We start from the raw sequence: 10,630 nt of genomic DNA on the forward strand, positions 1-10,630 counted from the left end.
TCGCGGCGACGCGTGCCTATCCTTGCGAGCGTCATGTCTGACCTTCAAAAAGCTTCCGGCCAGAGCACGCTGAGCGAGCTCAGGGCGCGCCTGGCCGGGCTCATGCCGCACGACCAGCACCGGCTCCGGCGACGCATCGACGGGGCCAAGAAGTCGCGGCACGCGCAGGCGATCGCCGAGGCGATCCGCGCCGACATCGAGCGGGCCGAGCAGCGCGTCGCCGCCCGCCGGGCCGCGGCGCCGCAGGTCAGCTATCCGGAGCAGCTGCCGGTCAGCCAGCGCAAGGACGAGATCCTGGCGGCGGTCCGCGACCACCAGGTCGTCATCGTGGCCGGCGAGACCGGCTCCGGCAAGACGACCCAGCTGCCCAAGATCTGCCTGGAGCTGGGCCGGGGCGTGACCGGGCAGATCGGCCACACCCAGCCGCGGCGGATCGCCGCGCGGACGGTCGCCGAGCGGGTCGCCGAGGAGCTGGGCTCCGAGCTGGGGCAGACCGTCGGGTTCAAGGTGCGCTTCTCCGACCAGTCCAGCGACCAGACCATGCTCAAGGTCATGACCGACGGCATCCTGCTCGCCGAGATGCAGCAGGACCGGCTGCTCCGGCAGTACGACACGCTGATCATCGACGAGGCCCACGAGCGCAGCCTCAACATCGACTTCATCCTCGGCTACCTCAAACAGCTCCTGCCCCGCCGGCCCGACCTCAAGGTCATCATCACCTCGGCGACGATCGACCCGGAGCGCTTCTCCCGCCACTTCGGCGACGCCCCGATCGTCGAGGTGTCCGGCCGCACCTATCCGGTCGAGGTGCGGTATCGCCCGATCGAGGCCCCGGACGAGGGCGAGGACGACGTCGACCAGTTCGACGCCATCTGCACCGCCGTGCTGGAGCTGCAGGCCGAGGGGCCCGGCGACATCCTGGTGTTCCTCAGCGGCGAGCGGGAGATCCGCGACACCGCCGACGCGCTCACCCGCCTCGACCTGCCCAACACCGAGATCCTGCCGCTGTTCGCGCGCCTGTCGTTCGCCGAGCAGCATCGCGTGTTCCAGCCGCACACCGGGCGCCGGATCGTGCTCGCGACCAACGTCGCCGAGACGTCGCTGACCGTGCCGGGGATCAAGTACGTGATCGATCCCGGGACCGCGCGCATCTCTCGGTACAGTCACCGCCTCAAGGTGCAGAGGCTCCCGATCGAGCCCGTCTCGCAGGCCTCGGCCAACCAGCGCAAGGGCCGCTGCGGCCGCACGTCCGACGGCATCTGCATCCGGTTGTACAGCGAGGACGACTTCCTCGGCCGCCCCGAGTTCACCGACCCGGAGATCCTGCGGACCAACCTCGCGTCGGTCATCCTGCAGATGATCTCGCTCGGCCTCGGCGACCTCGGCGCGTTCCCGTTCATCGACCCGCCCGACCGCCGCAACGTCACCGCCGGCGTCCAGCTGCTGGAGGAGCTCGGCGCGCTGGAGGGCACCCAGAAGCTGACCCCGCTCGGCCGCCGGCTGTCCCAGCTGCCGGTCGACCCGCGGCTGGCCCGGATGGTGCTGGAGGCCGAGCGCAACGGCTGCGTCCGCGAGGTCATGGTGATCACCGCGGCGCTGTCGATCCAGGACCCGCGGGAGCGCCCGGCCGACAAGCAGGCCCAGGCGCAGCAGCTGCACGCCCGGTTCGCCGACAAGGACTCGGACTTCGTCGGGTACCTCAACCTGTGGAACTACCTGCAGGAGAAGCAGCAGGAGCTGTCCAGCAACCAGTTCCGCAAGCTGTGCCGGGCCGAGTTCCTCAACTACCTGCGGGTCCGCGAGTGGCAGGACATCTACAGCCAGCTGCGCTCGGTGCTGCGGACCATGGACGTGACGCCGAACGAGGAGCCGGCCGCGCCGCTGCAGATCCACGTGTCGTTGCTGGCAGGCCTGCTGTCGCACGTCGGGCTCAAGGACGTCGAGAAGCACGAGTACCTCGGCGCGCGCGGCGCCCGCTTCGCCGTCTTCCCCGGCTCGGCGCTGTTCCGCAGGACCCCGCGCTGGGTGATGGCCGCCGAGCTGGTCGAGACGACCCGGCTGTGGGCCCGCGTGTGCGCCCGCATCGAGCCGGAGTGGATCGAGCCGCTCGCCCAGCACCTGGTGAAGCGCAGCTACAGCGAGCCGCACTGGGAGAAGAAGGCCGCCGCGGTCATGGCGATGGAGAAGGTGACGCTCTACGGCGTGCCGATCGTCGCCCAGCGCAAGGTGAACTACGGCCGGATCGACCCGGCGCTGTCCCGCGAGCTGTTCATCCGGCACGCGCTCGTCGAGGGCGACTGGGAGACCACCCACGCGTTCTTCGCCGAGAACCGCCGCCTGCTCGACGAGGTCGAGGAGCTGGAGAACCGCGCCCGCCGCCGCGACATCCTCGTCGACGACGAGACGTTGTTCGACTTCTACGACCAGCGCATCGCCGAGGAGGTCGTCTCCGGCCGGCACTTCGACAGCTGGTGGAAGAAGACCCGCCGCGAGCAGCCGGACCTGCTGACCTTCGACCCGGCCATGCTCATGAACCAGGGCGCGGACGCGGTCCGGCAGGAGCAGTATCCGGACCGCTGGGCGAGCTTCGCCCTGACGTACCAGTTCGAGCCGGGCACCGAGGCCGACGGCGTGACCGTCCACATCGGCCTGCCGCTGCTCGGGCGGGTGGACGAGGCCCAGTTCAGCTGGCAGGTGCCGGGCCTGCGCGAGGAACTGGTGACGGCGCTCATCAAGTCCTTGCCGAAGGCGCTGCGGCGCAACTTCGTGCCCGCCCCCGACACCGCCCGCGAGGCGCTGGCGGGCATGCCGGCGGGGGAGGGGCACCTGCTCGACGCCCTGGAGCGCGAGCTGCGCCGCCTCACCGGGGTGACCGTCCCGCGGGAGGACTGGGACCTGAGCCGCGTTCCCGACCACCTGAGGATGACGTTCCGGATCGTCGACGACGCCGGGAAGCCGCTGGCCGAGAGCAAGAGCCTGGAGGAGCTGCGGGCCCGGCTCGCGCCGAAGGTCGAGGCGACGGTCGCCGAGGCGGCCGTCGACGTCACCCGCTCCGGGATCACGTCCTGGACGTTCGGTGAGCTGCCCCGCACCCTGCACCGCACGGTCGCCGGCCACACGCTCACCGTCTATCCGGCGCTCGTCGACGAGGGCACGTCGGTGGCGATCAAGGCCTTCGACCTGCCGGCCCGGCAGGCCCTGGAGATGTGGGCCGGAACGCGCCGCCTGCTGCTGCTCACGCTGCCGCCGGCGGCGCGCTTCGTGCAGGGCCGCCTGTCGAACGAGGCGAAGCTGTCGCTGAGCCGCAACCCGCACCGCAACGCGGTCGACCTGCTCGACGACTGCGCGGCCTGCGCCGTCGACCAGCTGATGACCGACGCCGGGGGACCGGTTTGGGACGAGCCGGGCTTCACCGCGCTGCGCGACAAGGTCCGGGCCGACGTGGTCGACCTGACCCTCGACGTGGTGGACAGCGTGCGGAAGATCCTCGCCGCCGCCTACGACGTCGAACAGCGCCTCGCCCGCACCAAGAACCCGCTGCTCCTGCCGGCGCTGACCGACATGCGCACGCAGTTGTCGCGCCTGGTGTACCGCGGCTTCGTCACCGACACGGGATGGCAGCGCCTGCCGGACCTGGAACGCTACCTGCGCGGCATCGAGCGACGGCTGGAGAAGGTGCCGACCGACCCGGCCCGCGATCGGGAGCGCATGCTCACCGTGCACGAGGTGCAGCGGGAGCACGACCAGCTGGTGTCGTCGATGACGATGACGCCCCAGCTGCGGGAGATCCGCTGGATGATCGAGGAACTGCGCGTGGGCCTGTTCGCGCAGGCGCTCGGGACCGCCTACCCGGTGTCCGACGTGCGGATCTACCGGGCGATGGACGCGCTGCCGGCCTGACGTTTCTGGCTGACCGTCGGGGCCAGCAGCGCGACCGCGGCGGCCAGCACCGCGAGGGTCAGCAGGGCGTTGCCGAGGCCGATCACGTCGGCGAGCGCGCCGACGGCCGGCGGCCCGACCAGGATCGAGCCGTAGCCGATGGTCGTCACCAGGGCGATCGACTCGGCCGGGCGGCCCGTCTCGCCGGCGGCGCTGACCGCGGCCGGGAAGACGAGGCAGATGCCGGCGCCCCAGAGCAGCGCCCCGCAGTACGTGAGGGGCATCCACGGGGCGAGGACGGTCAGGGCGACGCCGGCGATGCCCAGGAAGCCGCCCGCGCGGACCGCGCCGGCCCGGCCGAGCCACGCCGCGACCGGGGTGCCGAGGAACCGCCCGACCGTCATCGCCGTGGCGAACACGGTGAAGCCGAGCGCCGCCGAGGCCTCCGACAGGCCGCGGCCGGTGTCGAGGTACAGCGGGAGCCAGTCGGCCGCGGCTCCCTCGATGACGGTCGCGCACAGCGTGAGCGCGCCGATGAGCAGGAGTTCGCGGCTGACCTTCGCGCGTCCTGTCGTCGTCGCGGGTGCCTGGTCGGTCCGCTCGTCGACGTAGAACGCCAGGCCGGCCAACGTGAGCAGGGTCGCGCCGACCGCCACCGCCGTGAAGTGGTACCCGATCGGGACGTCGTGCCGGGCCGCGAGCGAGCCGAGCGCGGTGCCGCCGATCGAGCCGAGGCTCCAGCAGGCGTGGTACCGCGGCATCCACTCCTTGCCGGCCCTTCTGTCGACCGCGCTGCCCTGGACGTTCATGGCCACGTCCCACGACCCGTAGACCAGGCCGAGGGCGAAGAGCACCGCCCCGAGCTGCCACAGGTTGCCGGCGAGCCCCACGCAGCCGAGCACCAGGGCGGCGGTGACGGACATGGCGGCCACCCAGGCCCGGCTGCCGACCCGCCGGCAGATGTGGCCGGTCAGCGGCATCGACACCAGTGAGCCGATGCCGAGCGCGAGCAGCGCCCGGCCGAGCTCGCCGGGCGTCACGTCGAGGTGCTTGACGACCGCCGGCACCCGCGACACCCACGTGCCGAGCAGGGTGCCGCTGGCCGTGAAGACCAGGGCGGTGCCGATCGCGGCGCGGAGCACCGGCTCAGAGGTCGCCTGGTCGGCGGAAGATGACCGTCTGGTCGTTGCCGCCGTGCTGCGGCGGGACCGGCGGCGGTGGCGGGTATCCCGGGTTGACCGGGTTGATCACGGTCGTGGGCGCTCCGCCGTAACCGGCCGGCGGTGGGTAGCCACCCGCGGGCGATCCGTAGGTCGTCGGGGTCGGCGGCGGGCGGTAGCCGCCCGGGGCGGGCACCACCGGGTGCATGCCGGTGTCCGGCTCCTGCTTGTCCTTGCGCCGGAAGTAGAAGAGGCTGCCGACCAGGCCGAGCGCGGCCACGATCGCGAAGATGCCGACCCAGAAGCCGAACGAGAGGCCGCCGCTGTCGCTGGTCTTCTTCGTCGGCGGATCCTCGGCCTGCGGGATGGCCCCGTTGCCGGCCTCCGGCGGCACGACCTCCACGTCGGCGGTGGGCTCGGCGGAGCTGGACGCCTTGGCGCTCGGCGACTTGGAGGGCGACGCGCCGCTGACCCGGACCGTGAACCGGTCGTTGGCGTTGCCCGGCTGCACGGCGAGGGTGCCCTGGCCGTTGCCGCCGGTCTTCAGCACGAACTTGAACGAGCCGCCGGCCGACTTGCCGGGCTCGATGTCCTTGCCGAGCCGGCAGCGGACCGCGCGGCCGCCGTTGATCTGGCCGCAGTTGTCCTGGTAGTCGGCCGGGTCGAGCTGGGCCTGCGGCGGCACCGTGATCGCCACGATGACGTCGTCGCCGTTCACATCCTCGCGGCTGCGGTTGGTGACCTGGAAGCTGACGCTGACCTTGTCGCCCGGCTTGCCCTGGATGTTGCTGTTCGTCACCTTGATGTCGAGCCCGTTGGGGGCGGCCTGGGCCGGGAGGGCCAGCGCGACCGCGCCCACGGGCACGCCGAAGGCCGCGACGGCGGTTGCCGTCGCGCTCCAGCGCCTCAGTGCCCGAAGATTTCCCATGACTCCGGCGGACACTAGCAGCATTCGTCAACGCCTGCCGTCGTCATGGTGACCAGTTTCACCGCCCGCCCCTCGCTGAGCTGGGGTTTGGGACAGGCGGAGCAGCCACCACAGCGAGGGTGCCAGGATCGCGCCGCCGACCAGGACGGACCACAACGTGGCGCGCGTCACGGCCGGATCGGCGGCGACGGCGGCGACCGTGGTCGCGGGCGGCAGCAGGTACGGGTACTGCGCGGCGGCCCACCCCCAGAGCACCGCGGCGACGGCGAGCCCGCCGGTGAGCCGCACCGCGACGGTCCTTCCGAGCGCCAGCAGCCCGATCGACGCCAGGCCGGCCACCGCGGACACGCCGATCAGGGTGGCCGGCAACGGCCTCCACAGCCGGTCGGACAACCAGCCGGCGTCCAGCTCGACCACGACCAGCCCGGCCGCGGCCAGCACGCCCACCCCGGCCCCGGCCCACAGCGCCTGCCGCCGCATGACGGGCACCAGCCCGGGGTCCTCGCGCTTCGCGTCGTGGGTGAGGAACACCGCGGCGAGGTAGGCGCAGACGCCGACGGCCAGCGCGCCGGTGGCGATCGAGGTCGGGTTCCACCAGGCGGTGATGATGTTGCCCGGCCCCTCGTACCAGGGCGGCACCCGGCCGGTGGCGATGCCGCCGGCCACGGCGCCGAAGAAGAACGGCGTCACCACCGACGAGAACGCGAAGCCGGCCCCGAACAGCTGCTGCCGGGGCAGCGTGATGCTGGTCTTGCGGAACGCGAACCCGGCGCCGCGCCCGATGATGCCCAGCGCCGCCGCGGTGAGCGGGATGTACATCGTCGCCGCCACGCCGGCGAACACCGCCGGGAAGCCGGTCCACAGCAGCACGATCGCGAAGATGAGCCAGACGTGGTTGGCCTCCCACACCGGCCCGATCGCGTGCTCGATGAGCTTGCGCTGCCGGGAGCCGCGCTGCGCACCGCCCGCGAACAGATCCCAGAACCCGGCGCCGAAGTCGGCGCCGCCGAAGAGCGCGTAGGCGGTCACGGCCGCGAACAGCACGACCAGCAGCAGATCGGCACTGGTCATGGTTACGGCACCGGGAAGGTCTCGACGTCGGACTCCTGTGGTGCCACCGGTACCGGTTTGTCGCGTGCCAGCCACCGCAGGACGAACACGGTCGCCACGGTCAGCACCGTGTACACGAGCAGGATCACCACCAGGCCGACCCGCAGGCCGGGCGCGGTGTTGACGGCGTCCTGGGTGCGCAGGATGCCGTAGACGACCCACGGCTGCCGGCCGACCTCGGTCGTCGTCCAGCCGGCCTCCAGCGCGATCACGGCGGCCGGGCCGCAGATGGCCGCGGCGCGCAGGAACCAGCGGTTGGTGAGCCACCGGCGGCGCCACTTCCAGATGATCGCGAACACCAGGGCCACGCCGAGCATCGCGAACCCGGCCGCGACCATGATCTGGAACGCCCAGTGGACGACGTTGACCGGCGGGTGCTGGTCGGCGGGGACGGCGTTGAGCCCCATGATCTCGGCGTTGGGGTTCCAGTGCGCGAGCAGCGAGAGGGCGTTGGGGATCTCGATGGCGTACCGCAGTTCGCCGTTGACGGCGACCCCGCCCAGGTGCAGCGGCGCCCCGCGCTGGGTCTCGTAGAGCCCCTCCATCGCCGCCAGCTTCACCGGCTGGTACTCGGCGACGTAGTGCGCGGCCCAGTCGCCGACGCCGACCTGGATCGGCGCCATGATGGCGGCGACGGTGAACGGGACGAGGAAGCCGAGGCGGTGGTACCGGTCGGTGCGCCCGCGCAGCATGCCCACCGCGTAGACGCTGGCGATGCAGAAGCCGGTGACCATGAACGCGGCGACGAGCATGTGCACCGACTGCGGGCCGGTCGCCGGGTTGAACATCGCTTGCCACGGGTTGACCCCGACCACCTTGCCCTCGACGAGGTCGAAGCCCTGTGGCTGGTTCATCCAGGCGTTGGCGGCGACGACGCAGAGCGTGCCGACGATGCCGGCGATGAGGATCGGGATGGCGGAGAGCAGGTGGACCCGCGGCGGGAGCCGGTCCCATCCGTAGAGGTAGATGCCCAGGAAGATGGCCTCGACGAAGAACGCGAAGCCTTCGAGCGTGAACGGGAGGCCGATGACCTGGCCGTACGTCCCCATGAGGCCGGGCCACAGCAGGCCCATCTCGAAGCTGAGGATGGTCCCGGAGACGGCGCCGACGGCGAACAGCACGCCCATGGCGCGCGCCCAGCGGCGGGCCAGCAGCCGGTAGTTCACGTCACCGGTGCGGTAGCCGCGCCACTCCATGAAGAGCGTGATGGCCGGCATGGCCACCCCGAAGCTCGCGATGATGATGTGCCAGCCGAGGGAGAACGCCATCTGGGTGCGGGCGGCGGCGAGGTCGCCCGGCGTTGCGGCCTCGGCGAGAAATGACAGGTGGTCCACGGAACGCCCCCTGTTGACGACGTGGTGTGCCTGTCTCCGTTCTATCTCCGGCCCGGGTGAGCAAGTCGCCCGGAGCGTGTGAAAGCGGTCTTGAACACGTTCGGGAACTTTTCCGGCGTTCTAGATGTAGCATGGCTACATGTGGCCTGCCTACGGTTCGACCGGCGGCGCCGTCACGTTGGCCAGGGTCAGCAGCAGGGTGATGAGGACGAATCCGGCGTAGACCAGCCGGCGCCGGCGGATGTTCTCGTAGGCGTGCCACCAGGCGATCGCCGCCTCGCAGACCGGCCCGGCGATGAACGCTGGGTTTCGCGCCTTGCGGGGAATGACGATCGGCGCGAGCCGCACCGCGTTGCTGACGTAGACCCGCCGCGGCGGCGAGGCCTCCGGCGGCAGCTCCGGCGTGACGGTGATCTCCAGCCCGTCGTCGGCGGGCGTCGTCTCGTCGAGGTAGAACCGCTCGGACCGGCGGGCGAAGACGCGGCCGAGGAACTCGTCGGCGGCGTCGGCCTGGCCGAGGCGGGTCCGCTGCAGCTCCAGCCAGGTCCAGCGGGTCGCCACGTCGGTCAGGACGTCGCCGTAGAGGGCGTCGGCGTCCTCCGGCGCGCCCGCCACGCGCGTGGCGTCCCGCCGCAGCGGCTCGAGGTGCCGGGTGACGAATGCGACGTATCCGGCTGGCGGCTCGGAAGTCATCCGCATGCATTCATCGTCGCCGCTCGGGTCGATGAGCGCCAGATCGTGGCTCCGGTGTGGTTGTGTGCGGATGGCATGATCGGCCCCGTGGGCTCCGCGTTACCCCTGGGCCGGGAGGACCTCATTCCCGGCGAGCTGTCGGTCGCCATCGCCGAGGGTGGCATCCGCACGGCCACGGGCATGCTGCCCGCGCTCCTCTATACGACCGAGGGGCTGGCCAAGCACGGCCAGCGGGAGCTGTTCTTCGCCGTGGCGCGGACCGGGGCGCCGGCTCCGGGGTACCCCCTGACCATGGCGCGCACCGTCCACGGCTTCGCGGCGGAGCGCCGGCTCGTCGACGCCGGCGACGTGAGCGTCTTCGGCCGCCCGGGCGTCGACGCCGACGACCGCGTCACGGGCTTCGTCTACGCCGAGCCGCTGGCGCTGCAGTCCACTCTGGATGGTGGCACGCTGGTCGCGCTGCCGCTCGTCGACGGCGAGACGGCGGTCGTGCAACGCTTCGGCCACGCGCGCGTGCTGGCCCTGCTCGGCGCGCAGGAGCGCTACTACCCGCACCCGTACTGGTTCCGCCCCGGCCGCGCGCCGGTGGTCGACGACGCCGAGTATCGCGCGGCCACCCTGCTCTCCCAGGCCCCGGCCTACAACCTGCCGTTCCTGCGGGTCGTGCACGACGGCAGCCGGCTGGAGCTGTCGGTGCCCCGCGCCGAGCTGCCCGCGCTGGGCGAGGCGATGCGGGAGGCGCCGGACGTCTGCGCGTACCTCCCGGGCCTGGCCGGCACCCCGAAGACCTACGTCTGGTCGCCCGGCCAGCAGGGCCCGGCCGCGATCGTGGCACCCGGCGGCGAGTCGGCGAGCCGGTTCGGCTGCAACTTCCTGCTCGTCGTCCGCGGCGGCGTGGAGCCCACCGCCCGCCAGGTGGAGGACGGCTTCGCGGCCCTGCTGACGGGCGCGATGCACGCCCGCCTGCTGCAGGCGGTGGAGGCCGGCCGCCCGGTCGAGATCGGCCTCCCGGACGGCGCCGTGTCGGCGCTGTGCCTGACAATCTCGGACGACGCGGTGGCGTCCCAGCCGGCCCTGCCACGGACCGAGCCGCTGCCGCGGATCGTGCTGCTGACGAGCGAGGAGCAGCTGCGCCGGGCCACGACCCCGGCCGAGCTGAGCGACTTCGTCGAGCGCGCCCGGGTGGTGGTCGACCGGCTCTTCACGGGCGTGCGCCACGGCACGGAGGAGGTCATGGTGGAGTTCCGCCTGGCGCCGTCCCGGCCGGTGGCGGTGCGCATCATGGCTCGGCCGGAGGCTCCGCCGCGCGAGCTGCAGGTGGTGCTGGAGCGGCAGTTGCAGGGGTTGGCGCCGCCGACGATCCGCTACACGGAGGTGGCCTTCCAGCTCCACCTACCCCTGGCCCGCCGCTAGGAGACCGCTGAATAATCCGGCGTGCCGTCGCACCGTTTTGATCGGGTTTGGTCGATAATAGGTGGGTGCAGGGTAGGTCGGGTTCCGCCGCGCAGTTGTTGGATACGGCGGCG

The 10,630-nt window shown here is 72.0% G+C and carries 7 protein-coding genes; 2 read left to right on the top strand and 5 right to left on the bottom strand.

Annotated elements, in window-relative coordinates; genetic code table 11:
* The first annotated feature begins 33 nt into the window (after window positions 1-33).
* The gene (gene hrpA, locus IEZ31_RS40110; protein WP_190255342.1) at window positions 34-3,900 is read left to right on the top strand and encodes an ATP-dependent RNA helicase HrpA; all 3,867 of its coding nucleotides are present in this window, start codon (window positions 34-36) and stop codon (window positions 3,898-3,900) included.
* Here the strand turns inward: hrpA and IEZ31_RS40115 are convergent.
* The 5 genes from IEZ31_RS40115 to IEZ31_RS40135 form a co-directional block, all read right to left on the bottom strand.
* Window positions 3,870-5,021: an MFS transporter gene (locus tag IEZ31_RS40115; protein WP_190255343.1), complete on the bottom strand. Its 1,152-nt coding sequence runs from the start codon at window positions 5,019-5,021 to the stop codon at window positions 3,870-3,872. The genes hrpA and IEZ31_RS40115 overlap by 31 nt on opposite strands.
* 4 nt (window positions 5,022-5,025) lie before the next feature.
* Window positions 5,026-5,967 (bottom strand): hypothetical protein, encoded by a 942-nt coding sequence (locus IEZ31_RS40120; RefSeq protein WP_190255344.1) that lies wholly within the window; start codon window positions 5,965-5,967, stop codon window positions 5,026-5,028.
* Window positions 5,968-5,994: 27 nt separating this feature from the next.
* Entirely contained in the window at window positions 5,995-7,038 is a 1,044-nt protein-coding gene (locus IEZ31_RS40125) for a cytochrome d ubiquinol oxidase subunit II (RefSeq protein ID WP_190255345.1), read from the bottom strand.
* A 2-nt stretch (window positions 7,039-7,040) separates the two neighbouring features.
* Window positions 7,041-8,411 (bottom strand): cytochrome ubiquinol oxidase subunit I, encoded by a 1,371-nt coding sequence (locus tag IEZ31_RS40130; RefSeq protein ID WP_229836370.1) that lies wholly within the window; start codon window positions 8,409-8,411, stop codon window positions 7,041-7,043.
* Between the two features lie 150 nt (window positions 8,412-8,561).
* Window positions 8,562-9,110: a hypothetical protein gene (locus IEZ31_RS40135; RefSeq protein ID WP_190255346.1), complete on the bottom strand. Its 549-nt coding sequence runs from the start codon at window positions 9,108-9,110 to the stop codon at window positions 8,562-8,564.
* A gap of 69 nt (window positions 9,111-9,179) precedes the next feature.
* Between IEZ31_RS40135 and IEZ31_RS40140 the strand changes: the two genes are divergently transcribed.
* Complete coding sequence (locus tag IEZ31_RS40140; protein WP_190255347.1) at window positions 9,180-10,517, top strand: hypothetical protein; 1,338 nt, start codon at window positions 9,180-9,182, stop codon at window positions 10,515-10,517.
* Window positions 10,518-10,630: the final 113 nt, after the last annotated feature.

This window comes from Dactylosporangium sucinum, assembly GCF_014647515.1.
GTDB lineage: Bacteria > Actinomycetota > Actinomycetes > Mycobacteriales > Micromonosporaceae > Dactylosporangium > Dactylosporangium sucinum.

What these genes read in the sequence shown, in the direction of transcription:
- IEZ31_RS40135 (WP_190255346.1), bottom strand. Translation starts at nt 9,110, where the DNA reads ATGCGGATGACTTCCGAGCCGCCAGCCGGATACGTCGCATTCGTCACC.
- IEZ31_RS40140 (WP_190255347.1), top strand. Translation starts at nt 9,180, where the DNA reads ATGATCGGCCCCGTGGGCTCCGCGTTACCCCTGGGCCGGGAGGACCTC.
- IEZ31_RS40125 (WP_190255345.1), bottom strand. Translation starts at nt 7,038, where the DNA reads ATGACCAGTGCCGATCTGCTGCTGGTCGTGCTGTTCGCGGCCGTGACC.
- hrpA (WP_190255342.1), top strand. Translation starts at nt 34, where the DNA reads ATGTCTGACCTTCAAAAAGCTTCCGGCCAGAGCACGCTGAGCGAGCTC.
- IEZ31_RS40120 (WP_190255344.1), bottom strand. Translation starts at nt 5,967, where the DNA reads ATGGGAAATCTTCGGGCACTGAGGCGCTGGAGCGCGACGGCAACCGCC.